Source organism: Caulobacter sp. HJHS_5, from assembly GCF_056683955.1.
The window spans coordinates 78827-105344 of record NZ_JBWZNC010000004.1 but is presented as its reverse complement, the minus strand read 5'-3'; the positions used below and the strand labels follow the sequence as shown (position 1 = coordinate 105344).

Here is a 26518-nt window from a genome sequence, read left to right as displayed (position 1 = left end):
GAGTTGAAACATGCGTACCAAGTTTAGCGGTAATCTAAACGCCCGGCTGATGGGCGGCGTCGCCGCCGCGGCCGTGCTGATGACCGGCGGCCAGGCCTTCGCCCAAGCGGCGAACGCCAGCAGCGAGGTCGAGGAAGTGATCGTCACCGGTACGATCATCCGCGGCATCGCCCCGGTCGGCGCTAACGTGCAGAGCATGGGCCAGGAAGAGATCAAGCGCACCGGCGCCATCTCGGCCAACCAGATCCTGGCCAACATCCCGGTGATCTCGAGCCAGTTCAACACCACGGCCAACACGCCGACCTCGGTGTTCCTCAACGTGTTCCGCCCCAATATCCGCAACATCAGCTCGTCCGGCGGCAACACCACCCTGGTGCTGGTCGACGGTCATAACCAAGTCGGCGTCGGCACCCTGCAGACCTCGCCCGACGCCGGCATGATCCCGGCCGGCGCCCTGGAGCGCGTCGAAGTGCTGGCCGACGGCGGCTCGGCCCTCTACGGCGCCGACGCCGTGGGCGGCATCGTCAACTACATCACCCGCAGCCGGTTCGAAGGCTTCGAGGTCACCTCGCGCTACGGCGCGGCCGATGGCGGCTACAACGCCTGGGACCTCAACCTGACCGGCGGTCACCAGTGGGATACGGGCGGCATCCTGCTGGCCTTCTCGACCCGCGCCAACACCCCGCTCTACAGCGAGGACCGCGAGCGTCCGCGTCAGGACCTGCGTCCGTTCGGCGGCACCGACTTCCGCGGTCGCGCCTGTACGCCCGGCAACATCACCGCAGCCGGCGTCACCTACGCCATGCAGAGCCGCGTGCCCGGCAGCCTGAACCTCTGCGACACCACCGCGCTCGGCAACATCGCCCCGGAAGAGCACTCCTACAGCGGCTTCCTGTCGCTGACCCAACAGATCACCGACAATCTGCGCTTCGAGATGAAGGGCCTGTACGGCGACCGCGTCACCAAGAGCCGTTCGGCGGCTCTTACCGGGACCAACGCCATCATCGGCGTCAACAACCCGTTCTTCCAGCCGATCGGCGCCGAGACCCAGCACACGGTGAACTTCAGCTTCGCGCCGTTCACCGGCATCCGCGCCGTCGCCAACAGCCACATCAAGCAGTATTCGGTCACGCCGCAGCTGACCTGGGATGTCGGCGGCGATTGGCAGATCAAGGCGCTCTACAACCGCGGCCACTCGATCACCGACACCAGCAGCCCGACGCTGGCCCCGAACTTCGCGGCCCTGCTCAACGGTCCGGGCCTGACCACCTCGACGGCGATCAACCCCTACAATCTGCTGGCCTCCAATCCGCAGATTCTGTCAGCGGTCACCGGGTCGTACAAGCTGATCGGCTATGCGCGTCAAGCGCTCGACGACGTCCGTGTTCAGGGCGACGGTCCGCTGTTCGACCTTCCGGGCGGCACGGTTCGCGCCGCCATCGGCGCCGAGTGGCAGAAGTCGTCGCTCGACGCCTTCCAGGGAACGCCGGCGACCAGCATCGACGACCCGACCATCGGGCGCGGCAAGGCCAAGCGCACCGTGAAGGCGATATTCGGTCAGGTGAACATTCCGATCGTGGGGGACGCCAACGCCCTGCCGCTGGTGCAGTCCTTCGCCATCGACCTGTCGGCCCGCTACGACGACTATTCGGACTTCGGCTCGACCACCAATCCGAAGGTCGCCTTCACCTGGGGCGTGATCGACGGCCTGCAGTTCCGCGGCAACTTCGGCAGCTCGTTCAACGCGCCTTCGCTCGCCGACACCACCGGCGGCGCCGACGCCCGACTGCAGTATTTCCCGACGACCGGCACCGTGAAGCCGGGCGATCCGGCCTCCAACCAGCAGCGGCCGACCATCACCATCTCGGGCGGCAAGGCGAGCCTGCAGCCGCAGACGGCCGACACCTATTCGTTTGGCTTCGACTACAAGCCGGCCTTCTTCCGGCAGCTGCAGGTCGGCATGTCGTACTGGAGCGTGGATCTGAAGGATCGCATCGGCCTGGCCACCACCGGCCCGGATCTCTTCCGCCTCCCGGCCTTCGCCAGCTACTACCAGACCAACCCGACGCTGGCCGAGCTGGTCGCCATTCGCGGCAACCTGCCCCTGCAGGGCTTCCCGTCCAACGATCTTTCGGTGCTCTACGGCGCCGGGGCGGACCCCTATCTGGTCGTCGACCTGCGGCGGAACAACTTCGGCACCTTCAAGGTCAAGGGCGTCGACTTCAACGCGTCGTTCCGCCAACCCGTGTCGTGGGGCTCCATCTTCGCCAACCTGTCCGGCACCCGGCCCTTGGAACGCGAGAGCCAAAACATCGGCTCGCCGGCGAACGACGACCTCGCCTTCAACCAAAGCAAGCTGCAGCTATCGACCACCCTCGGTGTGAATGTCGGCTCGCTGACCGCCTCCGTGACCCGCAACTACAGCCAGGGCTACGACCTGGCGAATGTTGTCGGTCAGACGAAGATCAAGTCGTTCGCCCCGATCAACCTGGCGCTCCGTTACGACTTCACCGGCGACGCCATCTACAACAGGGACCTGTCGCTGACCCTGAACGTCGACAACCTGATGGACGACCAACCGCCGTTCCAGAACACGTCGGGCGGCACCGGCAACGGCTCGACCCTGGGCCGCTACGTCAACGTCGGCCTTCGCAAGCTGTTCTAAGGCCGATCGATCCGCGGGCGGGGTCGGCTGCCCGCGGATCACCTTTTCAGTACGGCCGACCGCTCCGCGAAACCGCGGCAACGAGAGACGGAGACGCCGAGATGAAACGCTTCGCCATGGCGGCGAGCCTCCTGGTTCTGGGGCTCGCCGCTCCGATGTCGAGCCTTGCCCAGGCGCCGGGGCAGCCCCCGCCCAATCCGGTCTCCGGGACCTCGGCGAGCGGGGTGAAGTATCTGGAGACGCCGGTCGGCAAGAAGCCGCGGGTGATCGTCACCGCCGACCCGGAGCTCGACGACAGCAACTCGATGGTCCGCTACATCCTGCAGACCACGGACTTCGAGACCCTCGGCCTGATCTACACCTCCAGCCGCTACCACTGGGCCGGCGACGGCAAGGGCGGCACGCAGGACCTGGCGATCGGCCAGTACGCCGGCCTCGGCATGTGTCCCTGCACCAAGTGGCGCTGGGGGCCGCGCGAGCGGTTCATCGACGACATCGTCGACATCTACGAGACCGTCTATCCGAACCTGAAAGTCCACGACAAACGCTACCCCACGCCCGCCAGCCTTCGCGCCGTGGTCCGCTACGGCAACATCGAATTCGAGGACGACTATTCGAAGGACACGCCCGGCTCGGACCTGATCAAGAAGGTGCTGCTGGATGACGTTCAGGAGCCGGTCTACGTCCACGCCTGGGGCGGCCAGAGCAGCATCGCCCGGGCGCTGAAGTCCATCGAGGACCAGTACAAGAACACTCCGCAATGGGAGGCGGTGCGCCGCAAGGTGATCGCCAAGACCATCATCCACGCCTCGGGCTCGCAGGACTCGACCCAGGACGCCTACATCCGCCCGAACTGGCCGGAGATCCGCTACTTGCGCGGCGGCGGCGCCACCGGCTCGCTGGCCTACAACGCCTGGGCCGGCTCCAACATCGAGGACGCCAAGCAGTTCGAGACGCCGTGGATGGAGGCCCACGTCAACAATCAGGGGCCGATGGGCCGCTACGTGCGGGTCTGGCAGGACGGCAAGGCCTCGCCGCTCGGCGACGTGTTCGATTACTTCGGCTTCTTCGACAAGACCGAGGACCAGCTGCGCAAGGAGGGCTACCGCCCGTTCACGCCGCAGCAACCGGCCGGCCGGTTCATCGCCGAGGGCGACACCGGCACCTTCCTGCCGCTGCTCGACAATGGCCTCGAAGGCTGGAGGGCGGAGAACCGCCGTGGCCCCGCGCAGCCCGCGCCGGGCATCATGGGCGTCGCCCCGCCCGCCGCGCCGGGAGCACCGCCGGCCCAGGCCGCGCCTCGTCCGGCCCCCACTCGCCGCGCCACCCCGAACCCGACGCAGCAACCGTTGATGAACGACCTGGCCGGCCGCCTCGCCTGGTCGGTGACGCCCAACTACCAGGACGCCAACCACTATCCGACCGTCAGCGTCGACCGCGCGCGGGTGACGGCCAAGGCCGGCGAGGTGGTCAGCCTCAACGCCAGGACCAGCGATCCCGACGGCGACGCGGTGAAGGTCGAGTGGCTGAAGTTCGACAGCTCGGGCAGCTACATGCCGCCGATCGCCATGGACAGGGCCGAGGGGGCGACGGGCAGCTTCCGCGTGCCGGCCGACGCCAAGCCGGGCGACACCATCCACATCGTCGCCAAGGCCACCGACAACGGCAAGGGCGTGCCGCTCACCCGCTACGCCCGCGCCATCGTCACCGTTCAATAACCGCCAAACCCTCCTGCAGCCGGAAACCCATGTCCCTTTCGATGTCGAAGTCCTGCGCCGTCGCCCTGGCGCTTCTCGTGGCGGCCCCGTCCGTATCCTTCGCCCAGGCGCCGGCCGCGGCGCCCGCCCAGGTCGTGCCCCCGGCGGTGACCAACCTGACGCCGCCGAACGCCAAGCCCCGGGTGGTGATCACCGCCGACCCGGAGCTGGACGACAACAACTCGATGATCCGCTACCTGCTGCGGTCCACCGACTTCCAGACCGAGGGCCTGATCTACGCCTCCAGCCAGTTCCACTGGACCGGCGACGGCAAGGGCACGCGCGCCTTCTTCTCCAGGCGCGAATACGACAAGCCGGGCCTGACCATTTGCCCCTGCACGGAATATCGCTGGGCCAAGGGCGAGCGCTTCATCGACGACGCCGTCGACGCCTACGAGAAGGTCTATCCGAACCTCAAGATCCACGACCCCGAGTACCCGACGCCCGCCGAGCTGCGCTCGAAGGTCCGCATGGGCAATATCGAGTTCGAGGGCGACATCTCGAAGGACACCCCCGGCTCGGACCTGATCAAGTCGCTGATCATGGATGACAATCCGGCCCCGCTCTACATCCACGCCTGGGGCGGCGGCTCGACGGTGGCCCGCGCCCTGCTGTCGATACAGCTCGACCACCAGCGCGGCCCCGAGTGGCTGTCGATCCGCGACAAGGTGATCCACAAGGTCGTGCTGCACTTCTCGGGCGACCAGGACGGCACGCTGAACGGCTATATCCGCCAGCACTGGCCGGACATCCCGATCCAGTCGAACGCCGGCGGCACCGGGGCCAGCTACAACACCCAGCTGCGCCTGAACGCCGAGCAGCGGGTCTATCTCGATCCGCCGTGGGCCCAGGCCAACCTGAAGAAGGGGCCGATGGGCGAGCTGATCCGCACCTGGGGCGATGGCAAGCGCATGGTCGACGGCGACGTCTTCGACTACTTCCACCTCTCCGGCTTCACCGCCGACGAACTGAAGGCCCAGGGCTATCAGGTCTGGACCCCGCCGGCCCCGAAGGGCACCTACATCGGCGAGGGCGACACCGGCACCTACACCAACCTGCTGGACAACGGCCTGCGCGGCTTCCGTCCCGAAACCTACGGCGGCTGGGGCGGCTATCGCCGTCCGCCGGCGCCGCCGGTCGCCGCCGGCGTGGGGACCAACACCTTCGGCGGCGGCGGTGGAGCGGCCGCGCCCGGCGCCGCGCCGGCCCTGCCTCCGCCCAATCCCTTCTTCGTCCCGTTCATGAACGACCTGGCCGGCCGCCTGGCCTGGTCGGTGACGCCGAAGTTCGAGGACGCCAACCACTATCCGAAGATCGCCGCCACGGGGGAGCGCACCCTGACCGTGGCCGCCGGCCAAAAGGTCTCGCTGCCGGTCGCCGTCTCCGATCCTGACAAGAAGGACAAGGTGGCGGTGAAGTGGTGGCCGTGGGCCGGCGCCAGCACCTACAAGGGCGCGCTCGCCGCGACGGGCACGCTCAAGGCCGGCGAGATCACCGTCCCGGCCGACGCCAAGGCCGGCGATACGATCCATGTGATCGCCGAGGCCACCGACAACGGGAAGATCCCGCTGACCCGGTACGAACACTTCGTCCTGACCGTCCGCTGACTGGTCCGCCGCCGCCAAAGGAGCGCCCGATGCCCCTCGCAACGAAGCAAATCTGTCTGGCGGCGGCGATCTCGCTCGCCGTCGGCTCGGCCGCCCTGGCCCAGCCGGCGCCGCTGCCGCCCCAGCCGCGCCCGGCGCCCTCGACCATTCCAGCGGTGGTCTCGCCGGAGGTGCTGCCCGACCACCACGTCACCTTCCGCATCCATGCGCCGGACGCGAGGACGGTGGAGATCGGCGGCGAGTTCGTCAGCCAGGGCAACGCCATCCAGGGTCCGCCCGGCGACATGACCACCGGCCCCAAGCCGCGGATTCCGATGACCAAGGGCGCCGACGGCGTCTGGTCCGGCACGACCACCGACGTGATCCGGCCCGGCGTCTATCGCTATTACTTCGTGGTCGACGGGGTGACGACCCTGGACAGCCGCAACACGGTGATGTCGCCCCAGCGCCTCAGCCAGAACAGCCTGCTGACCGTGCCCGGCGACTTCTCGGAGTTCCGCAACGTGCCGCACGGCTCGGTGCTGACCCAGTACTTCACCTCGACCACCTACGGCGGCGCACAGCGGCCGCTGTGGGTCTACACCCCGCCCGGCTACGACAAGGGCCAGGGGACCTATCCGGTGCTCTATCTGCTGCACGGCGGCGGCGACCATGAGAACTCGTGGCTCACGGCGGCCAGCGCCAACAACATCCTCGACAACCTGATCGCCGAGGGCAAGGCCAAGCCGATGATCGTCGTGATGCCGCAGCATCTCGTCGGCCCGCCCGGCTCGACGCCGATCCCGGCGGCGCAGCTGCCGTTCGTCAAGGAGATGACCACCGACATCATCCCCTTCGTCGAGAAGACCTTCCGCACCGAAACCACCGCCAGCGGCCGCGCCATCGCCGGCCTGTCGGCGGGCGGCGCCCAGACCCTGACGGTCAGCATGAACCGGCCGGAGCTGTTCCAGTACGTCGGCGCCTTCAGCATCGGCCAGGCCCAGCCGGCGCGCGACGCCTTCTACGCCGACAAGCAGGCCACCCTGGCGAGCCTCAACCAGCGCTGGAAGGTGTTCTGGTGGGGCTGGGGCGCCGTCGACTTCCTGCAGCCCAGCGCCGTCGAGACGGTGGCCTATCTGAAATCGAAGGGCGTGAAGTTGACCGAGATGCAGTCGCCGGGAGGCCACGACTGGCGCAACTGGCGGCTCTACCTCAACGAATTCGCCCCGCTGCTCTTCAAGTAGCCCGTCGATGAAGCCTTCGGAAAACCGCATGTCGAACCTGCCCAGGATGGCCTTGGCGGCCGCCCTCTCAGTCCTGACGCTGGCGCCGGCCCTCGCCCAGGATCTGCCGCCGGGAACGCCGCCGCCTACCGAACGCATCGTCGTCGAGCGTGGCGTTCAGCCGGCCGACGTGAAGTCGCCCGAGGTGCTGCCGGACGGCCGCGTGACCTTCCGCATCGGCGCGAAGGACGCCAGGTCCGTGACGCTCGGCAGCGAGTTCGTCACCCAGGGCAACGCTGTGCCGATCGCGGCCGGCGACATGACCGCCGGCCCGCCGCCGGTGGTCAACTTCACCAAGGGCGCCGACGGCGTCTGGACCGGCACCACCACCACCCCGATCCGTCCCGGCGTCTATCGCTATTACTTCGTGGTCGACGGGGTGGTGACGCTCGATCCGCGCAACATCCAGATGTCGCCGCAGCGCGACATGCAGAACAGCCTCTTGGTGGTGAAGGGCGACTTCTCCGAGCATCGCCAGGTTCCGCACGGCGCGGTCTCCACCCAGTACTTCGCGTCCAGCACCCTGGGCGGCATCGAGCGCAAGCTGATCGTCTACACCCCCCCCGGCTACGAGAAGGGGCAGGGCAGCTATCCGGTGCTCTATCTGATGCATGGCGGCGGCGACAACGAGAGCAGCTGGGTCACGGCCGCCTCGGTCAACGACATCATGGACAACCTGCTGGCCGAAGGGAAAGCCAAGCCGTTCATCATCGTCATGCCGGCCGGCTACACGCCCGATCACCTGCAGATGATGACGCCGGACCCGTCGAAAGAGCCCTTCGTCAAGGAACTGACCACCGACATCATCCCCTTCGTCGAGAAGACCTATCGAACGATCCCCGACGCCGACAGCCGGGCCATGGCGGGCCTGTCGATGGGCGGCATCCAGACCTTGAACGCCGGGGTTTCGAACCTCGACAAGTTCCGCTCCATCGGGGTGTTCAGCTCGGGCTATTTCTTCAAGCGCGACCGCGACTGGTACTACGAGAACCGCGCCCCGAAGGAGATCCCGCAGATGAAGGATCTCAAGGTCTTCTACTGGGCCTGGGGCGCCACGGATTTCGCCCGCGACGGCTCTGTCGACATGACCAACTACCTGAGGTCCAAGGGCGTGAAGCTGACCACCAAGGAGTCGCCCGGGGGCCACGATTGGCGCAACTGGCGGCTCTATTTCCACGAGTTCGCGCCGATGCTGTTTCGCTGATTGGACGGCGGAGGCGATCCGATCGGCCGCTCCCCGTCGCCGGTTCCGACCCTCCGCCTCCGACTCCCAGCTTTCGTGGGAGCACTGGTCCTCCGGCCCCCTCGCCGGAGGACCTTTTCTTTCTAGAGCGCGGTCACCCAGCGGCGGCCGGCCAGCACGGTGGCGGCGATCAGGGTGGCGCCGGCGGCCAGGTGCATGAGTTCGTCGACCAGCCGCGCCTGCGGCGAATGGCAGAGCACCAGCAGGGTCAGGGCCAGGAAGCTGGAGCCGAGCCCCGCCAGCGCCAGCGCCCGGCCCGGACGCAGGGCGCGGGTGCGGCGCAGGGCGGCGACGGCGAGCACGGCCATGGGCGCGCCGGCCAACAGCATGAAGGTGTAGCAGTAGCCGCCCATGCCGAGGCGGCCGACCGGCTCCGGCGTGGCGGCCAGGCGGCCGGCGACGGCGATCAGCCAGACCGCCAGCGCGGCGCCCAGCCACGGCCAGGCGACCTTGCGGCCGGCGATGGCGAGATCGAAGGCGGCGGCGATGGAGAGCACGCCGAGCGCAAGCGCGGCGGCGAGTTCCAGCCCGGCCCAGGCCGCGACCGGGCGCGACCAGTCGGCCGCCTCGGGGCGCAGCGCCAGGCCGACCAGCAGACCGCCGCAGGCCAGGGCGAGCGCGGCCCAGACCATGGCGCGCAGGGGTGGCGGCAGGGGCCGTCGCACCGGCTGGGCCGAGCGGCTGAGGGCGTCGATCAATGCGTCGTGGTCAGCCATGGTCGGCTCCCGCTTGGCGAAGGGTGTTGAAGGCGCGGTGCAGCAGCGCCTTGACCGCGGAGACGGAGAGGCGGCTCGAGGCCGCGGCTTCCGCCAGGCTCATCTCCCGCAGCCGCACCATCTCGATCATCTGCCGCTGCCGGCTGGGCAGGCGCCCGAGCAGGCCGTCGAGGTCGCGGCGCCCGGCGAAGCCCTCGATTTGCTCGGCCGCGCCGGGATCGACCTGGGCGAGCAGCGCCGCCTCGTCGGCCGCCTCGCGGCGCCGTCCGCGCCGGCGCAGGGCGTCGACGGCCCGGGCGTGGGCGATGGCCGAGACCCACGGCAGGATCGGGCGGGCCGGATCGTAGGTATGGCGCACGCGGTGGATGGTCAGCAGCGCGTCCTGCACCACGTCCTCCACCAGGGCGGCGTCGGCGACGGTGCGGCGGACGAGGGCGCGGAGGGCGGGGATCATGGCCTTGAGCACCTGGTTGTAGGCGGCCTGGTCGCCCGCCTGGGCGCGCGCCATCAGGCCCGGCCAGGCCGCGCGGTCGTCCACCTCGACATCGTCGCTCGCAGCCTCGCCCAAGGGGTCTCGCTCGCGCCTTTCGCCCTAGCTCTTCTTTTTCTGGCCCGGCCAGCCGCTGTCGATCTTGAGCTTGGGATCGATGGTGATCTTCAGGTCGGCGCAATGGTGATAGCTGAAATCGCCCGCCGCGTTCAGTCCATGCTCCTCCATGAACTGGATCACCTGCAGGCTGCAGTGCTCGCATTCGATGTTGGGCAGCCTGACGTCGGTCTCCCAGGTGTAGGGCATCGCCCCGGGGCGCTCATGGTGCTCCCACAGGCCGTCGACCAGCACGGGCGGCTTGGGCGCGGGGTCGATCTTGCCGTCGACGGACTGCGGCCCCTTGTCGGTCATGCGGGTGGTGGCTTCCGGATCGGCCGGCAGTTCCTTGCGGTCGAGCACCGACAGGGCCACGCGGTAGTGCCCCGGGTGATAGACCGTTTCCTGCACCTTCAGGTGCAGCATCGAGCCGCCGACGACGGGGGTGACCACGCCCGTGGGCGTGCCCGGATCGCCGGGCACGCCGCCGCAGGGGCCGGCCTTCTGCGGGTCGCCCAGCTTGTTTTCGACCAGCCAGGACGGCGGCGACTGCAGGATGAAGTGGGCCGAGCCGGCGGCCGGGGCCAGCAGGGCCGCGGCGGCGACGGCGGCGGCCGTCGCCAGCTTGAAGGTATTGGTCACGCGAGCATCCCCTGGAGAACCTTGGCTTTCACCGCTGGTTCGTCGGAGGCGGCGCAAAGGTTGCGCGGCCTCGCGAAAATATCCGCGCGGAACGCCGGCCAAGCCCTGCCGTTAGCTCCTCGACCAACCCAGGGAGACTGCGATGCGTTCGATCCTGCTGTGGGCCATCGGCGTGCCGCTGCCGATCATCCTGCTGCTCGCCTTCTGCACCCACAAGCTCTAGGCCGGTTGCGCCAACCTTCGGTCGGCCGCGAACGCCGCGCCCGCCTCTGCTAGGCGGGCGGTGAGCCGGGCGACGATCTCCGGGTGCTCGGCGGCGCGGTTGTAGCGTTCGGCGGGATCGGTCTCGAGGTTGAACAGCGCCGGCTCGGTGGGCGTCGCCTGCTCGGCGACCAGTTCGGGCGCCAGCGAGATCGGGTCCTTGGCCTGCACGGCCTGCGAGATGGAAGTATCGCCGGTGTCCGGAACCTGCAGCTTCCACGGCCCCTGGCGGACGGCCAGCAGATTGCGTGACAGGTAGAAGAACACTTCCTTGCGCGGCGACGGGGCGCCGCGGGTAAGGACGGCGGCGATATCCAGTCCATCGATGGTGCGGTCGGCCGGAACCTGCCCGCCCGCCAGTCCAACGACGGTCGGATAAAGGTCGAGCACCGAGACGATGTCGGCCGTACGACGCCCCGCCGGAATGCGGCCCGGCCAGCGGAAGACCGCCGGCACGCGTACCCCGCCCTCCCACACCGAAGTCTTCGAGCCGCGCATCGGACCGGGGTTGCCGACGTCGCCGCGCTCCTGCGTCCCGCGCGGTCCGCGATCCTGCACCTTCTCGCCGACCATGGCCCAGGGCCCGTTGTCGCTGAGGAAGACCACCAGGGTGTCCTTGTCGAGGCCGCGCGCCTTCACCGCCTTCAGCACCTCGCCGACGCTCCAGTCGACCTCCTCGACGGCGTCGCCGTAGCGACCGGCCCGCGAATGGCCTCTGAACGCCTCGGACGAGCCCACCGGCACGTGCGGCATCGGGTGGGCGAGGTAGATGAAGAACGGCTGGTTCCCGGCCTTCTGAATGAAGTCGACCGCGCCTTCGGTCAGACGCTTGGTCAGGTTCCGGTAGTCGACGGGCTGCTGGACCTTGTTGAGCCCATCGAACAGCGGGACGCCTTCGGGCGGGTTGTAATCGTGCGAATAGGGAATGCCGACGAACCGGTCGAAGCCGTGGTTGGTCGGGTTGAACTGGGCGTCGCTCTCGAAGTCGCCCAGGTGCCACTTGCCGAACATCGCGGTGCGGTAGCCCTGCCTTTTCAATAGGTCGGCCAGGGTCAGTTCGGTCGGCTGGATGCCGCCCGGCGCCTTCGGCCCGGTGGGGTTGTAGAGGCCGGTGCGCGGCGGGTAGCGGCCGGTCAGCAGCATGCCGCGCGTGGGGGTGCAGACCGGGGCGGTGTAGAAGGAGGTGACCTCGGCGCCTTCGTGGGCCAGGCGGTCGATATTGGGCGTGTTGATGGTGGGGGCGCCGTGCAGCGACAGGTCGCCGTAGCCCATGTCGTCGGCCAGCACGATGACCACGTTCGGCGGGCGTCGGCCCTGAGCGCCGGCCGGCGCGGCGCCGGCGGCGAGCCCGGCGACCATGCCGAGCAGCACCTCGCGCTTGCTGAGGCTCATGGACGTTTCCCCCGACTCTCGTTGTGCTCCGGCGGCGACTAGGCGCGCCGGCCCGAGGCCAAGTCAAGGCGCGATGATAACGATTGCAAGCGCCTAAGGCGCCGCCGCGTCGGAGGCCGGGGGCGGGGTCCGCCGGCGGCTCAGCCAGGCGCGGACCGGGCGGTCGTAGGCCCGGTCGACCAGCAGGGCGAAGAGCACATAGGCGATCACCGCGACGATGGTCGCCACATGGCGTCCGAAGGGATCGAGCATCAGGATCAGCGGCTGGCTGATGACGATCAGCGGGCCGTGGGTGGCGTAGAGCGGGTAGGAAACGTCGCCGAGCACCTTGGCGGTCCCTTCCAGGCGCGGCGACAGGCTGGCCTTGACCAGCAGCAACAGCATGGGCGGGAAGACCAGGCCGACGACCAGCAGCCAGTAGAGGTTCTTCGACATCACCGCCGGGGCGACGAGCGGCTCCAGCAGCACGATGCCCACCAGGGCGGCGAGGATCAGCGGCGCGGGGATGGAGGGCGCGTTCAGCTTGCCCGCCGACACCAGGCGATAGATCAGCACGCCCATGAAGTAGGGATAGCCGGCGCGCGGGATGCCGGCCCAGAAGTTCTCCTTCGACCAGCCGACCGACACGTCGCCGAAGTGCTGGACGGCGAAGCAGGTGAGGGCGAACGATCCCAGGGCCAGGGCCGCCAGGGCCCAGACGCTGAGCCAGCGCACCAGCACCCGGTGCAGCATGTTGATGATGATCTCGATCGAAACCGACCACTGCACCGCGTTGATCGGGTACATGGCCATGTCGTTCAGCACGAGCGGCAGGAAGGTGAGGCTGCTCAGCGTCGCCATGGGCCAGGGCTTGAAGCGTCCCAGCCCGAAGGCGATGGCCCCGCCCAGCAGGGCGCCGAACAGCAGCATCGGATAGAGCCGCTTCATGCGGACGATGAAGAAGTCCCAGACCGAAAGCTCGCCCCGCATCTTCGCCTCGTAGGCGTGGGCGATGACGTAGCCGCTCATCAGGAAGAAGACGTCGACGGCGATGTAGCCGTAGGCGAAGCCGGGGCCGAACTTGGACTGGAAGTTCTGTTCGCTGTGGTGGAGCACCACCACCAGGGCGGCGACGCCGCGCATGGCGTCGAGCGTCAGAAGCCGGCCGGATGACGCCTTGCTGCCCTGCACCTGCTTCTCCCGATTCCGTCAGCTCGAAAGCAGACTGTCCATCGCCCGGGCGAGGTTTTCCAGGGTGTAGGGCTTTTGTACGACCGGTCGCTCGCCATGCGCCTTCGGCAGGTTGGCCTGCTCGCCGTAGCCGGTTGCGAACAGGAAGGGCACGCCCAGCTCCTTCAAGCGGTCGGCGACGGGATAGCTGTTGCGGTCGCCGAGGTTGATATCCAGGATTGCGACCGTCGGCTTGCGGATGTCGATGCTGTCGAGCGCACCCTCGACGGTCGCGGCGGTGACCACGCTGTCCGCGCCTAGGCGATTGACGATGTCCTCGGCGTCGAGGGCGATGATCAGGCTGTCTTCGACCAGCAGCACTTCGCGGCCCTTCAGCACGCCTGTCGGCGGCGCCTGCGGATGTCCCGCCGCCGGTCGGGGATATTTGATGCTCCGCATCCCCGAGGTCCGGGGCTCCGAGACGTGGCGCGCCGGGATGCAGAAGGTCGCGTGCACACCCTCCGGGTGGTAGGCGATCTCGGCCATGCCGCCGAGGTCATACGGGACCGAGCGCTCGATGATCGTGGTGCCGAACCCCTGACGGGTGGGCGGCCTGACAGGCGGGCCGCCGCTCTCGCGCCAGTCGAACACCAGATCGCCGGAGTCGTTGCGGCTCCATTCGATGGTCACCTGGCCGCCGGCGGGCGACAGGGCGCCGTACTTGGTCGAGTTGGTGACCAGTTCGTGCAGCACCAGGGCCATGGTCGAATAGGCCTGCGGGTTGAGCAGCACGCCCTCGCCGTGGGTGACGATGCGGTCGGGGTCGTCGACGAAGGCCGCGCCCTCGGCGTCGATCAGCGCCTGCAGGGGCGCCGGGCCCCAGTGGTCGTCGGTGATCTGGTTGTGAGCGCGGGCCAGGGCGTGGATGCGGCCGTCGACCACCTTCACGAAGTCCTTCAGATCGCCGCCGGTGGGTTGCGACTGGCGGATCAGCCCGCGGATCACCCCGAGGATGTTGCGCACCCGGTGATTCAGCTCCGCGATCAGCAGTTCCTGGCGGGCGGTGGCCTGCTGGCGCTCGGCGGAAGCCTCGTCGGCGAGGCGCAGCACCACTTCGATCAGGGTGGCGCGCAGGGTCTCGGCCACCCGGCGTTCGGAGCCGGTGAAGGGCTTGGAGCGGCCTTCGACCAACTCCTTCCATTCGGCGAAGCTCTCGCGCGGCGTCAGGCGCGGGCCGTTGGGGCCGTACTCGACCGGCTTGTGCGGATCGCCGGCCCAGCGGACCGAATGGATCAGTTCGCGGCGGAACAGCACCACATAGTCGCGCGGGCTGCGGGAGATCGGGATGGCCAGCAGGCCGGCGGCGAGCGAGGCGAATTTCTCGCCGCCCTTGACCAGCGAGCCGATGTGGTCGGTCGCGTAGACCTTGCCCGCCGCCGTGCCGTTGAGGGCGCGGACGATACGGCGGAAGTCGTCGGCCGGCGGCGTGGAGCCGGAGAAGGCGAAGTTGCCGCCGATCCAGACGCCCACGCCATCGGCTTCGATGGCGTGGGTCAGGATGTCGCCCAGCCAGTCCGGATCCTTCAGCAGGGCCTCGTCGGAGGCGACGGCGCCGAGCAGCTGGTCGGAGATGTCGCGGGCGCGACGTTCGAACTCGACGGTGGCCTGCCGCTCGCGGCTCTCCAGGCGCATGGAGAACATCTGGGCGAACAGTTCCGCCACCGAGCGTCGTTCGAAGTTCGGGCAGTGCGGCGCGTAGTGGTGGCAGGCGAACAGGCCCCAAAGCCGTCCCTCGACGATGATCGAGATCGACAGGGAGGCGGCCACGCCCATGTTCTTCAGATATTCGATGTGGATCGGCGAGACCGACCGAAGCACCGAAAGAGAAAGGTCCAGGAGCCGGCCGTTCTCGTCGCGCGCCGGGACGATCGGAACCGGCTCGGCGTGCACGTCGCTGATCACCCGCAGCAGGTTGCGGCGATAGAGGGCGCGGGCCTGCTGGGGAATGTCCGACGCTGGATAGCGCAGGCCCATGAAGCGTCCGATTCCCGAGCGGCAGGCCTCGGCCGCCACCTCGCCGGAGCCGTCCTCGGCGAAGCGATAGACCATCACCCGGTCGAATCCGGTCAGGGCTCGCACCTGGCGGGCGCCCTCCTTGAAGAAGGCGGTGAAGTCGCCGGTCTGGTCGAGGCGGGCGATCATCGAGCGGACCATGCCGCCCGCGTCGCCATGCTCGGCCGAGGCCGGCTCGGCCTCGATCACCACGTGGCCGCCGGAAATATGGACAGCGATGTCGAAGCGACCGCCGCCGTCGATGAGCTGGCAATCGAACAGGCGCTCGACGGCGTCCTGCCCGAGCAGCATGGCGACGCGGTTGCGCAGGTCGTGCACCGCCTTCGGCGCGAAGACGTCCTGCAGCGGCCTGCCGAACAGGTCGTCCGGCTCATGGCCGATGAACGCGGAGACGTTGGTCGACGCGCGGGCGATCATCCAGTCGGCGGTGAGGGCCAGCAGGAAGCCGATGGGCTGGACGGCGCCCAAGAGGTGGATCGGCTCGCGATCGCAGTTGGTCAGGTCAACGGCGGCCGGTTTAGCGGTCAAAGCGAAGGTTCCAGGTGAGCTCGCGCCACGCGTTCGAAGAGGCCAAAGACGGCCGTGGCCGAGGCGGCGGCTTCCTCCAGCAGACCCGACGAGCTGAGCCGTTCGTCGAGCTTGGCTGTGAACGCCCGCCACACGGCCGGGTTCCCAGGGGTCAGGAAGCGGGTTGGGAGGCCCGGCCGCACGCCCCGGATCAACAGGGCGCCGCCGAGGCGTGAGCCTTCCAAGACATACAGTCCGCCCAGAAGCTGGGCTTCGGTAAGGAAGATCGGGGGCGTGGCCGGCGGGGGGGCTTCGAGGCCGATCTCCGCAAGATCGGCGCGCAGGGCGTCGGCGCGGCGCGTGGCGCTCCAGCCGGGCGAGACGACCTCCGCCCCGGCGTCGTGGAGCGCGCCCTCGGTCGGGATGAAGGCGGCGGCGTGGCTGAGGAGGAAGGCGGCGTAGTCGTCCCGCTTCGCCAGATCGAGGCTGGCGTAGAGGCGGTCGAGACGGGCGTGAGCCTCCGCCGTGGCGTCCCTCAGGGCGAAGCGGGCGCTCGCGTCGGGCCCGTCGGCCGAGGGCCGATCCAGCGGCTGCGCGGTTTCAGAACTGGGAAGCACGCATAACGGTTAATCGCATCTGACAGGCGAAAGCCAGCACCATCGCTTGCCAAGCTTCTCAGGAAACGGCGGCGAAATTGACCTGCAGGATGCGGCGCGCGCCCTTGCGCACGAAACCGCCCCGGTGAACGCCGTGGTAGTCGAACAGCACGAGGTCCGAGGCCTTCTCGTCATAGAGAGCCCGCTCGCGCTGCAACAGGGCCAGGGCCTCGGAACTGTCCGGGTCGATGTTGTCGCCGAAGTCGGCCAGCTGCCGGAAGGCTTCCGGCAGGGCCATGAACAGCTTGGGCGGAATGCGCAGCTTGTCGTTGGTCTTGCGGACCGCCAGCTCGAAGTCGTCGAGCATGCGATGCGAGCCGACCACATAGCGGAACGGGCCTTCGTCGAGGCCGACATCGTTGAGGTAGATCAGCACCTTGTGGTGCGGCCAGCCCGAGCTGTCGATGTGCAGGTACTGGGTCTTCTTCTTCGGCAGGCCTTCGGCGTCGACGGCTTTGTACTTCCGCAAGGTGGTGGCGGCGGTGTTCACCTGCACGGCGATACTGGCCAGCTTGACCGGCTGGCGCGCATAGGCGCGGGCCACGTCGAAGACGCCGGCTTGCTCGAAGACGGCGGCGACGGCCTCGTAGATCGCGGCGTGCCCGGTCTCGTCCAGCAGAATCTGGCCGTCCTTGAAGTTGGGCTCGGCGGTGGCGGCGAGGTGATCTTCGATCTGGTCGGCCAGCGGCATGGCCACCGCGTTGAGCCTGGCCTTCAAGCCGGCGTCCGCCTTGGCCAGCGCCACGCCGTCGGCCTGCAGGGCGGCCAGGATGTCGTCGCCGGCCCCGATGCGCGCCTCATAGTCTGGGCGCGGCTGGGTGAGGATGTCGCGATAGCGCGCGTGGAACGGCTTGATGAACAGGGCGAAGGCCTCGGCGCGCACGGCGTCGTCGATATCGCCCATGTGGTCGCGGAAGCGGGAGAAGCGCGAATAGTCCGGCGTCGGCAGAACATACATGGACGTCAGGATCCTTTCCGACGGCCTTCCTATCGCCCGCCCGCGCCGATGTTAAGGCGACCGCACGCCGCCCGGCCTTGCGGCGGATCAACGCCGCGAGGCCGCGCTAGAGGTTGTAGAGCAGGGGATACAGCGTGTTGCTGAGCAGAATTTTCAGGGCCTGCAGCAGCAGCAGCAGGATGATCGGGCTGATGTCGACGCCGCCGAGGCTGGGAATGATCCGCTGGATGGGCGACAGCAGGGGTGAGGTGACCGCGTCGAGGAAGCGGACCACCTGATAGACGAGGTGGTTGCGGGTGTTGACCACGTCGAAAGCGATCAGCCAGCTGAGCACCGCCGAGACGATCACCGCGAAGATGACCAGGCTGATGACGCTGTTGATCAGAAAGATGATCGCCGGACCCATATGCACTCCCCCGAACTCTGGTTTGGCTGATGTATGCGTTTCGCCCGCCGAGGCCAAGCGCGCTGCGCTTCCACGCATCCTTGACAGCCCCGGGCGGCCCCCCTTATGTGCCGCGCTTCCCTCGTCCTGGGAGGGGGCCGTAGCTCAGTTGGTAGAGCGCTTCGTTCGCAATGAAGAGGTCAGGGGTTCGACTCCCCTCGGCTCCACCAGGACCTGAAATTCCCCGACATAGAGGCCGCGCGAGCTTCGCCCTCAGATGACCAAGCTCAGATGGTCGAATCCGCCCAAGGAGGCCGATCCGGCGCGGGCCCAGCGGGACCGCGCGGCGCGCGTCATCGCCACGCCCGACGCCGAGCGCGGCCGGGCCCGAGCGCTGCGGCGCCTGCGCGCCAAGGTCGAGGACCTGCGGGCGCGGCACCTGGCCATCCAGGCGCACATCGCAAAGCTGCTGGTCCGCTCGAAAGCCGACGCCAGGCTGCGGCCGATCGGCCAGGCCAACCCGGCCACCCTGCGCGATCTGCAGCCGGTCGAGGCCGAGCTGGCGCGGGAATTGGCCAAGGCGTGGAAGGATTACCGCGCCGCCTACCGGCTGGCGCACCGAGGCGAGCCGCCTCCGATCAAGTGAGGCTCCGGTCGTTGTCCGACAGATCCACCCAGTCGCACATCTGGCCGCGACCGAGCGCCTCGGCGCACATGGTCATCGCCCACATGCGGGCGTCGTCGAGGGTGTCGAAACTTTCGAGAACCTCGTCGCCGTTCATGACGGCATACCCTGAGCCCATTCGGGTAACGCTGATCTTCATGCTGCGATAGTGCATGAGCCGCGCTTCCGTTCAGTCGCACGGTCGACGAACTTGCGGATCGTTCGCGATCTGATCGCTGGGGGGCGGCGCTCGGCGCGAATGCTCGACACCGCGGCAGGCTCGGCCTAGGCCTAAGGCGGGTGAAGCGGAGCGGGACCCGCATTGAACGACGCGATCGCAGCATCGGAAGGGCTCCCCAAGGCCGCTTCGCGCCGCATCCACGGCTCGATCGCCCATGATCTGGGCGTGGCCATCGTCTCCGGTCGCTATCGGCCCGGCGACGTGCTGGCCGACGAGATTTCGGCGAGCGAGCAGCTGAAGGTCTCGCGCGGGGCCTATCGCGAGGCGATCCGCATCCTCTCGGCCAAGGGGCTGGTGTCCAGCAAGCCGAAGGCCGGCACCCAGGTGAACCCGCGCTCGCGCTGGAATCTGCTCGATCCCGAGGTGCTCGGCTGGATGTTCGAGTTCGAGCCCAGCCAGGACTTCATCCGCGACCTGTTTGAACTGCGGCTGGTCATCGAGCCGGCGGCGGCCGGCTATGCGGCCGAGCGTCGGACCGAGGCGGAGCTGGCGCGGATGCGCGCGGCCCTAGACGCCATGGCCCGGCTGGGGGTCGGCACAGCCGAGGGGCGGATGGCCGACCAGACCTTCCATCATCTCATCCTCGAGGCGGCCCGCAACGCGCCGCTCATGGCCCTGGCGGGGACGATCTCGGCGGCGGTGAGCTGGACGACCATCTTCAAGGGGCGGCGCAACGCCCTGCCGCCGGACTCCATGCCGCCGCACTACGCGGTGTTCGACGCCATCGCCGAAGGTTCGGCCGACAGGGCCCGCGCCTGCATGACCGACCTGATCCTCAGCGCCCTGCGCGACACCGAGATGTCGCTGAACCTGCCGGGATACGCCCTCACTCCGTGAGTTGATCGGCCTATTTGTCCGAGTTATTGAAGGGGCATTAGGGACCGGCCCACGGCGCGCGCCGTCGGCGTAAGAACAGAGACAACCGGCATGAAACGTACGGCGTTTTTCTCCCGCTCGGCCCTGGCGGGCGTCGCCGCGGTCGCCCTGGTCGGGGTGACCCTCTATTCGGCCCAGGCGCAGACGCCGGCCGCCGGCTTGGTGCAGAACCCCAATGCGGGCGTGAGTTCGGCCCAGTCGGCGCCGCTGGGCTCGCCGCTCGGCATGGCCACCACCATGGAGGAGGGCGCTCCCGCCTCGCTCGGCACGGGCGGTCCGTTCTCGCTGGAGGGCGTCGACCTGTCGCCCAAGCCGCCGGTGCCGCACCGGCGCCCGGCCGAGGAGCAGGCTCTGTTCCAGCTGCAGCCCGGCTACGCCCTTACGCCCGTGCTCACCGACCCGCAGATCGAAAGCCCCGGCCAGATCGCCTTCGACGCCAACGGCCGGATGTATGTGCTGGAACTGCGCACCTACATGCTCAACGCCGACGCCAAGGACGAGCTGACGCCGCGCAACCGCATCTCGCGCTGGGAGGATAAGGACGGCGACGGCGTCTACGAGACCGGCACGGTCTTCATCGACAATCTGATCTTCCCCCGTTTCGTCACGCCGCTCGGCGACGGCCAGGTGCTGGCCAAGGAGCCGAACTCCGACGACACCTTCCTCTTCACCGACACCAACGGCGACGGCGTCTCCGACAAGAAGGAGCTCTTCGTCACCGGCCTCGGCCGCTCGGGCAACGTCGAGCACCAGGAAGCGGGCCTGACCTGGGCGCTCGATAACTGGATGTACTCGACCTACAACTCGATCCGCGTGCGCTGGACTCCGAAAGGGGCGCAGAAGGAGACGGTCGGGGCCAATAACGGCGCCTGGGGCGTCACCCAGGACGACTACGGCAAGGTCTGGTTCCAGGGCGGCGCCAGCGGCCTGCCCAGCTACTTCCAGTTCCCGGTGCTGTACGGCAACGTCGCCACGCCCGACCCGCTGATGCCGGGCTTCCGCACGCCGTGGGGCGCGCCGATCGGCCTGGGCGACATGCAGGGCGGCACCAGCTGGGTGCGCGCCAGCGACGGCACGCTCAACGCCGCCACCGCCGGCGCCGGGGCCAACATCTATCGCGGAGACCGCCTGCCGGCCGAGCTGAAGGGCGACTACTTCTACGGCGAGGTGGTGGCCCGGGTGTTTCGTCGCACCAAGGCGGTGGACGACGGCGGCCTGACCCGCGTCGCCAATCCCTACCAGGCTCAGAAGTCCGAGTTCATCCGCTCGATGGACCCGCTGTTCCGTCCCGTCGACACCAAGACCGCGCCGGACGGCACCATCTACATCGTCGACATGTACCACGGCATCATCCAGGAGGCGCAGTGGACCCAGCCGGGCTCGTACCTGCGCGCCAAGATCGAGCAGTACAAGCTCGACACCGCCATCGGCATGGGGCGGATCTGGCGGCTGACCTACAACGGCATGGAGCGCGACAAGACCAAGCCGACGATGTTCCAGGACAGCTCGGCCAAACTGGTCGGCTTCCTCAGCCATCCGAACGGCTGGTGGCGCGACACCGCCCAGCAGCAGCTGGTTCTGCGTCAGGACAAGTCGGTCGTCCCGGCCCTGAAGACCATGGCCGCCTCCGACAGGAACCCGCTGGCCCGCATCCACGCGGCCTGGACGCTGGAGGGCCTCGGCGCCCTCGACGCGGCGACCGTGCGGGGCTTCATCAATAACGCCGATCCGAAGCTGCGGGCCCAGGGTCTGCGCCTGGGCGAGATCGTCTACAAGGGCGGCGACCAGACCCTCGGCGACGACTTCAAGCGCCTGGCGGGCGACCAGAGCAACGATGTCGCCATCCAGGCGCTGCTGACCCTGCAGTACGTCAAGCATCCCGACGCCGTGGCGGTCGCCAAGACGACCATGGCGGCCAGGCAGACCAAGGGTATTCAGCTGATCGCCAACCGCATCATCAGCCCGCCGGTCTCGGTGGTCGGTCTGGGCGACGGCGGCGGCGACAACCCGCCGATCCGCACCGCGGCCGAGGTGGCCATGCTGGAGAAGGGCGCGCAGATCTTCGCCGACAGCTGCGGCGAGTGCCACGGCCACGACGGTCAGGGCGGCCCCGACGGCGCCGGCGGCCTGATGGCTCCGGCCCTGGCCGGCAGCGCCCGCATCGGCCAGAGCAGCCCCGAGCACGTGCTTCGCGTGCTGCTCAGCGGCCTGACCGACCCGATCGACGGCCGTTCCTACGCCGCCGGCGCCATGGTGCCGCAGCGTGCCGAGAACGACGAATGGATCGCGGCGGTGGCCTCCTACCTGCGCAACGGCATGGCCAACAACGCCACCATGGTGACGCCGGAAATGGTCGCCCAGATCCGCGCCCAGGAAGCCTCGCGCACCCAGCCCTACACCGACGCCCAGCTGAAGGCCGTGCAGGCGCGGTTGCTGCCGGTCGACAAGAGTTGGAAGGTGACGGCCAGCCACAACAAGCCGGTGGTGATCGGCTCCACGGGCCACCCCGAGGCGGCCCTGACCCTGGAAGGCTGGACCACCGGCGAGGTTCAGAAGCCGGGCATGTGGTTCCAGGTGGAGCTGCCGAAGACGGTCAACCTCACGGGCATCGACTATCAGGCCCTGGTCGGCTCGGGCATCCGGTCCGTCGGCGCCCCGCCGCTGCCTCCCGGCCAGCGTCCGCCGCGCGGGGTGTTCTCGCCGCGGGGCTACAAGCTGGAGGTCTCGACCGACGGAACGACCTGGAAGACCATCAGGGAAGGCCAGGCGACCAGCATGTACAACAGCCTGATCTTCACCCCCACGCCGGCCAGGTTCGTGAAGATCACCACGACCGCGGCGGCCAGCGACGGCATGCCGTGGGGCATGCGCTATCTGAAGCTGTTCGATAAGCCGACGGCCTGATCCGGAGCGGCCGTGAGGTGCGCCGATCGGTCGCGGCCGCGTTAATCTCTTGATCGCCTTGAGCATGCAACTGTGGCGTGTATCAACCTATGCGGGATAGGCCGCGCGAACGAGAGGGAAGGGCATGTCGAAGATTCTGCTGGGCGAGGTCGATGGCTCGCGGATGCGCCTGACGCTGGCGTCTCCGGGCGCACGACCGGATGCGGCGGTGATCTGGAATTGCGCCTCGGTCGAGGAGCTCGACGCGCGCCTTGAGGCCTTCATGGATGACGCCGGGCGGCCTTCTCTGGCGGCGGCGGCGTTCTGCGCCGCCGGCCCGGTGCAGGACGACGTCATCCGCCTGACCCATGCCGACATGCAGATCGGCCGGCCGCATCTTCGCAAGGTGCTCGGCACCACCCGGGTCCATCTGGTCAACGACTTCACCGCCTGCGCCCTGGCCGTGCCGCATCTCGCCGCCCGCGATATCGAAAAGGTCGGACGGGGCGTCGCCCAGCACGACATGCCCATGGGCGTCGTCGGGCCCTGGCGTCGCGGCTGCGGCGTCAGCACCCTGGCGCCCGACAGCAGCGGCGACTGGGTCGCCCTGCCCGGCGAAGGCGGGCATGTGCTGATCGCGGCGACCAACGATCACGAGGCCGAAGTGCTTTCCGTCATGCGCAAGGCCCTGGGCCGCATCTCGGCGGACGAGGTGGTCAGCGAGCCGGGGCTCCTCAATCTGCAAGCCGCCGTGGCGGACCTCCGGGGACGGCCCCACCTGCCGACGGTCGACGCCATCCTGGCCTCCGCCGCCGGCGGCGACGATGTGGCGTTGGAAGCCCTGCGCCTGTTCACCGGCTGGACCGGCGACGTCGCCGGCAACCTCGCCCTGACCATCGGCGCCCGTGGCGGGGTCTATATCTGCAGCGAACTCATGAGCGCGCACCCCGCCCTGTTCGACCGCGAACTGCTACGCGCCCGGTTCGAGGACAAGGGGCGCATGCAAAGCTATGTGGCCGACATTCCGCTGCACCTGGTGTCCATGCCCGAGGTGGGATTGCTGGGCCTGTCGACCCTGTTCAAGGCGACGGAGTTTCGGCGAAACGGATCGGCCTTCCGATCCGACATGAGGCTTGAGAACGAGAGCCGGCGCGTCGTTCCCGTGCCTGTCGAGGTCATCTGATCAGAAGAAGCGGGCGACCGAGGCGACGGTGGTCAGGGCCAGCAGGGCCGTGATCGTGGTCGAGCCCATGGCGCTGGCGGCGTTCAGGATGAAGGTGTTGATCGGGGTCATCGGCGTGGTCCTTGCGGTTGGTTCGTCAGCTTGTTCTGACGATCTCCGTTCTAGGAGCCGGTCGTAACGGCGGCGCTTCGCCGAATTGTCGGAATTGGTCAGGCGGCGGGAATCGTATGTCGGCGTGTGTCGAGGGGCGCTTGGAACGCGCCGGCTCAGTGGCCGTCGAACCAGCCGCCGACGATGCAGCTGGCCGCGCCGTCCCGCACGGAGACGGTGGCGCGGTGACCGCGCATCGGGCCGAAGACGCTGACGCCCCGGCTCGTCTCGACCTGTACGACGCCGGGATTGTTGAACTGGCAGATCTGATAGGTCCCGGACGCCAGCACGCCCGACTTCGGAACGTCGGCGCAATAGACCTGGGCGCGACCGTAGCTGTAGGTGGCGTCGAGGTACGGGAAGGTTCCTTTCATCGGCCCGATGTTCGGGTCGAACACGGACAGGGTGGGGCAGGGCGGACCGTCGATCGTCCACTGCTTCTGCAGTTCACGCACCCGCAGCCAGGTGGCCGTGCCGAGGGCGGCGGGAACGGTGGCGACCACCGCGGCGCCGGCCGCCAACGAGGCTATGGCCGCGATCGCGCGCCGCGCGCGGGAAGGCTGTTCGCTTGCCGCCGCATTCCGCATCGCCGCCTCCACGCCGGCGGCGGCCCCGCGCCGTCCGCCCTGGAAGACTACGTACGTAAAATTAAATTACAATAGTAGTTTTTGCGCTAATGCGGCGGGATCATCCACGGCGTCAGGTACTGCTGGATCAGCACGATCACGCCCAGGAACAGGGCTAGGATGATCGAGTGGATGAAGGTGCGGGCGAAGACCTCGCCCTCGCGTCCCTTGAGGCCCGAGGTGGCGCAGCCGGTGGCGATGTTCTGCGGCGAGATCATCTTGCCCATGACGCCGCCCGAGGAATTGGTCGCCGCCATCAGCACCGGGTTGAGGTTCAACTGGTTGGCCGCCACCACCTGCAGATTGCCGAAGAGGGCGTTGCCCGAGGTGTCGCTGCCCGAGAGGAACACCGCCAGCCAGCCGAGGAAGGCCGAGACCAGGGGGAAGAAGATCCCCACGGAGGCGACGCCGAGGCCCAGCGTATAGGCCAGGCCCGAGTAGTTCATCAGATAGGCCATGCCGACGATGATCGCGACCGTCAGGGTGGCGATGCGCATCTGCTTCCAGGTGGCGCCCACTGCCTTGAAGTAGCCCTTCGGTCCGACCCCGCAGAACAGGGCGGTGGCGACGGCGGCCAGCAGGATGGCCGTGCCCGTGGCCAGGGGCTGGAAGCTCCATACCGCGGCGTAGGGCTTGCCGTAGAGGGTGATGAACACCTGGTTGTGCAGGCCCTCCCAGGGAATCTTCTGCTCGCCGAGCAGGTTCACCTTGAAGGTGGTCCAGACGATGACCGTGGCGGAGATGATCACCCACGGCGCCCAGCCCTGCCACATCGGCGTGCTCGACGGCGGGATGGTGATGCCGCCTTCGCTGAGCGTGGTCTGGGCGGCGGTCTCGAGATCGAGGGCGAACGCCGGGTCTTCCGCCGGTTTCCAGACCTTCAGGAAGGCGACGGTGGCGATCAGCGACGCCATGGCCGATCCGACGTCGGTCAGCTCATAGCCCAGGTAGTTTGACGTGACGAACTGGCCCAGGGCGAAGGAGCCGCCGGCGACCAGCAGCAGCGGCCACATGGCCTTGATCGAGCGCCAGCCGGCGTAGAGGCCGATGGCGTAGAACGGCAGCAGCACGGCGATGAAGGGCAGCTGGCGGCCGATCATCGAGCCCAGCACATGGCTGTCGAGGCCGGTGACGGAGCCGAGGGTGGTCACCGGCGCGCCCAGGGCCCCGAAGGCCACCGGGGCGGTGTTGAACATCAGGGTGTAGACGATGGCGTCCAGCGGCTTGAAGCCGACGGCGATCAGCAGGGCGCCGGTGATCGCCACCGGGGTGCCGAAGCCGGATACGCCCTCCAGCAGGGCGCCGAAGCAGAAGCCGATCACGATCAGCACCACGCGGCGATCGTTGGGAATATAGGCCAGGGTCCAGCGGCGGAAGGCGTCGAACCGGCCGGACATCACCGCGATGTTGAACAGCACCAGGGCGTTGAACACGATCCACATCACCGGCCAGAGGGCGAAGACAGCCCCGGCCAGGGTGCTCTCGGCGGCCATCCCCACCGGCATCCGCCATGCGGTGATCGCGACCAGGAAGGCGACGACGAGGCCGGCCAGCGAGGCCTGCCAGGCCGGCCGCTTGACCACCCCCATCAGCACCAACACCACCGCGATCGGAATGCAGGCGACCAGAAAAGACAGCAGAAGATTGTCGCCGATCGGCGTCAGCACCTGGTGAAACATCGCCCACTCCCGTTTCCGCTTTTCGGCGGCGACCGCTCACGCGGCCCGCAGGCCTTGGCGGCCCGTCAAATCTCGGGGAATGAGCCGTGGCGCCCCCTGAAGTGTCAAGGTGCGCAGATCGCACAGCTACCGTGCGGTGGTCGGGGCCATCTGCGGCTGGGCGGGCGGGGTCACCTGCAGGCCGACCACTTCCTGGCTGTAGGTCTGCCGTTCGCGCAGGGTGAGGACGCCGAAGATCGCCACGACCGCCAGGGCGATCAGGACGACCGCCACATAGGGCAGGCGGGTGACCTTCGTTCGAGGGTGGCGTTCGGTGTCGGGCTGCGGCGCGGGCGCGCCGATCGGGGCCTCGGTCAT

22 protein-coding genes and 1 tRNA gene are annotated in these 26518 nt (G+C 68.5%); 10 read left to right on the top strand and 13 right to left on the bottom strand.

Annotation, left to right across the window (positions count from 1 at the left end; all coding sequences use genetic code 11):
- Positions 1-10 precede the first annotated feature (10 nt).
- The 5 genes from ACFLIT_RS08810 to ACFLIT_RS08790 all read left to right on the top strand — a co-directional run bounded on the left by ACFLIT_RS08810 (position 11) and on the right by ACFLIT_RS08790 (position 8495).
- Positions 11-2665 carry a TonB-dependent receptor plug domain-containing protein gene (locus ACFLIT_RS08810; RefSeq protein ID WP_479910849.1) on the top strand — a complete coding sequence of 885 codons (2655 nt, stop codon included), beginning with the start codon at positions 11-13 and terminating at the stop codon, positions 2663-2665.
- 101 nt (positions 2666-2766) lie between these two features.
- Positions 2767-4383: a DUF1593 domain-containing protein gene (locus ACFLIT_RS08805; protein WP_479910848.1), complete on the top strand. Its 1617-nt coding sequence runs from the start codon at positions 2767-2769 to the stop codon at positions 4381-4383.
- Positions 4384-4412: 29 nt separating this feature from the next.
- Positions 4413-6029: a DUF1593 domain-containing protein gene (locus tag ACFLIT_RS08800; protein ID WP_479910847.1), complete on the top strand. Its 1617-nt coding sequence runs from the start codon at positions 4413-4415 to the stop codon at positions 6027-6029.
- A 29-nt stretch (positions 6030-6058) separates the two neighbouring features.
- Positions 6059-7252 (top strand): alpha/beta hydrolase-fold protein, encoded by a 1194-nt coding sequence (locus ACFLIT_RS08795; protein ID WP_479910846.1) that lies wholly within the window; start codon positions 6059-6061, stop codon positions 7250-7252.
- A 7-nt stretch (positions 7253-7259) separates the two neighbouring features.
- Complete coding sequence (locus tag ACFLIT_RS08790) at positions 7260-8495, top strand: alpha/beta hydrolase (protein ID WP_479910845.1); 1236 nt, start codon at positions 7260-7262, stop codon at positions 8493-8495.
- Between the two features lie 122 nt (positions 8496-8617).
- Here the strand turns inward: ACFLIT_RS08790 and ACFLIT_RS08785 are convergent, their stop codons facing one another.
- The 9 genes from ACFLIT_RS08785 to ACFLIT_RS08745 all read right to left on the bottom strand — a co-directional run bounded on the left by ACFLIT_RS08785 (position 8618) and on the right by ACFLIT_RS08745 (position 17880).
- Positions 8618-9250: an NrsF family protein gene (locus tag ACFLIT_RS08785; RefSeq protein ID WP_479910844.1), complete on the bottom strand. Its 633-nt coding sequence runs from the start codon at positions 9248-9250 to the stop codon at positions 8618-8620.
- A complete protein-coding gene (locus ACFLIT_RS08780) occupies positions 9243-9818 on the bottom strand; it encodes an RNA polymerase sigma factor (protein ID WP_479910843.1) in 576 nt (191 codons plus the stop codon). The genes ACFLIT_RS08785 and ACFLIT_RS08780 overlap by 8 nt, the downstream gene beginning before the upstream one ends.
- A 24-nt stretch (positions 9819-9842) precedes the next feature.
- A complete protein-coding gene (locus tag ACFLIT_RS08775) occupies positions 9843-10478 on the bottom strand; it encodes an SCE4755 family polysaccharide monooxygenase-like protein (RefSeq protein WP_479910842.1) in 636 nt (211 codons plus the stop codon).
- 219 nt (positions 10479-10697) lie between these two features.
- Positions 10698-12131 carry a sulfatase family protein gene (locus ACFLIT_RS08770; protein WP_479910841.1) on the bottom strand — a complete coding sequence of 478 codons (1434 nt, stop codon included), beginning with the start codon at positions 12129-12131 and terminating at the stop codon, positions 10698-10700.
- A gap of 93 nt (positions 12132-12224) precedes the next feature.
- A complete protein-coding gene (locus ACFLIT_RS08765; protein ID WP_479910840.1) occupies positions 12225-13301 on the bottom strand; it encodes an acyltransferase family protein in 1077 nt (358 codons plus the stop codon).
- A gap of 18 nt (positions 13302-13319) precedes the next feature.
- The gene (locus ACFLIT_RS08760) at positions 13320-15881 is read right to left on the bottom strand and encodes an HWE histidine kinase domain-containing protein (protein ID WP_479910839.1); all 2562 of its coding nucleotides are present in this window, start codon (positions 15879-15881) and stop codon (positions 13320-13322) included.
- Positions 15878-16477 (bottom strand): biliverdin-producing heme oxygenase, encoded by a 600-nt coding sequence (locus ACFLIT_RS08755; RefSeq protein WP_479910838.1) that lies wholly within the window; start codon positions 16475-16477, stop codon positions 15878-15880. The genes ACFLIT_RS08760 and ACFLIT_RS08755 overlap by 4 nt, the downstream gene beginning before the upstream one ends.
- A 58-nt stretch (positions 16478-16535) precedes the next feature.
- Positions 16536-17474: a phytanoyl-CoA dioxygenase family protein gene (locus tag ACFLIT_RS08750; RefSeq protein ID WP_479910837.1), complete on the bottom strand. Its 939-nt coding sequence runs from the start codon at positions 17472-17474 to the stop codon at positions 16536-16538.
- 106 nt (positions 17475-17580) lie between these two features.
- Positions 17581-17880 carry a YggT family protein gene (locus ACFLIT_RS08745; RefSeq protein ID WP_479910836.1) on the bottom strand — a complete coding sequence of 100 codons (300 nt, stop codon included), beginning with the start codon at positions 17878-17880 and terminating at the stop codon, positions 17581-17583.
- 133 nt (positions 17881-18013) lie between these two features.
- On the opposite strand from ACFLIT_RS08745, the gene ACFLIT_RS08740 reads away from it, so the two are divergent.
- Positions 18014-18089 (top strand) — tRNA-Ala (locus ACFLIT_RS08740).
- A 47-nt stretch (positions 18090-18136) separates the two neighbouring features.
- A complete protein-coding gene (locus tag ACFLIT_RS08735; protein WP_479910835.1) occupies positions 18137-18505 on the top strand; it encodes a hypothetical protein in 369 nt (122 codons plus the stop codon).
- Here ACFLIT_RS08735 and ACFLIT_RS08730 read toward each other — a convergent pair.
- The gene (locus ACFLIT_RS08730; RefSeq protein ID WP_479910834.1) at positions 18498-18698 is read right to left on the bottom strand and encodes a hypothetical protein; all 201 of its coding nucleotides are present in this window, start codon (positions 18696-18698) and stop codon (positions 18498-18500) included. The two genes, ACFLIT_RS08735 and ACFLIT_RS08730, sit on opposite strands and share 8 nt — an antisense overlap.
- A 147-nt stretch (positions 18699-18845) precedes the next feature.
- Between ACFLIT_RS08730 and ACFLIT_RS08725 the strand changes: the two genes are divergently transcribed.
- The 3 genes from ACFLIT_RS08725 to ACFLIT_RS08715 all read left to right on the top strand — a co-directional run bounded on the left by ACFLIT_RS08725 (position 18846) and on the right by ACFLIT_RS08715 (position 23706).
- On the top strand, positions 18846-19601 hold the full coding sequence (locus ACFLIT_RS08725) for a FadR/GntR family transcriptional regulator (RefSeq protein ID WP_479910833.1): 756 nt from the start codon (positions 18846-18848) through the stop codon (positions 19599-19601).
- 90 nt (positions 19602-19691) lie between these two features.
- The gene (locus ACFLIT_RS08720) at positions 19692-22544 is read left to right on the top strand and encodes a DUF7133 domain-containing protein (protein WP_479910832.1); all 2853 of its coding nucleotides are present in this window, start codon (positions 19692-19694) and stop codon (positions 22542-22544) included.
- Positions 22545-22668: 124 nt separating this feature from the next.
- Positions 22669-23706, top strand: a complete 1038-nt coding sequence (locus tag ACFLIT_RS08715; protein ID WP_479910831.1) for a glucokinase — start codon at positions 22669-22671, stop codon at positions 23704-23706.
- A 266-nt stretch (positions 23707-23972) separates the two neighbouring features.
- Here the strand turns inward: ACFLIT_RS08715 and ACFLIT_RS08710 are convergent, their stop codons facing one another.
- From ACFLIT_RS08710 to ACFLIT_RS08700, 3 genes are all read right to left on the bottom strand, one after another.
- On the bottom strand, positions 23973-24377 hold the full coding sequence (locus tag ACFLIT_RS08710) for a hypothetical protein (protein ID WP_479910830.1): 405 nt from the start codon (positions 24375-24377) through the stop codon (positions 23973-23975).
- 152 nt (positions 24378-24529) lie between these two features.
- Positions 24530-26161, bottom strand: coding sequence for an L-lactate permease (locus ACFLIT_RS08705; protein ID WP_479910829.1), 1632 nt, complete (start codon positions 26159-26161; stop codon positions 24530-24532).
- Positions 26162-26287: 126 nt separating this feature from the next.
- Positions 26288-26518 carry a hypothetical protein gene (locus ACFLIT_RS08700; protein WP_479910828.1) on the bottom strand — a complete coding sequence of 77 codons (231 nt, stop codon included), beginning with the start codon at positions 26516-26518 and terminating at the stop codon, positions 26288-26290.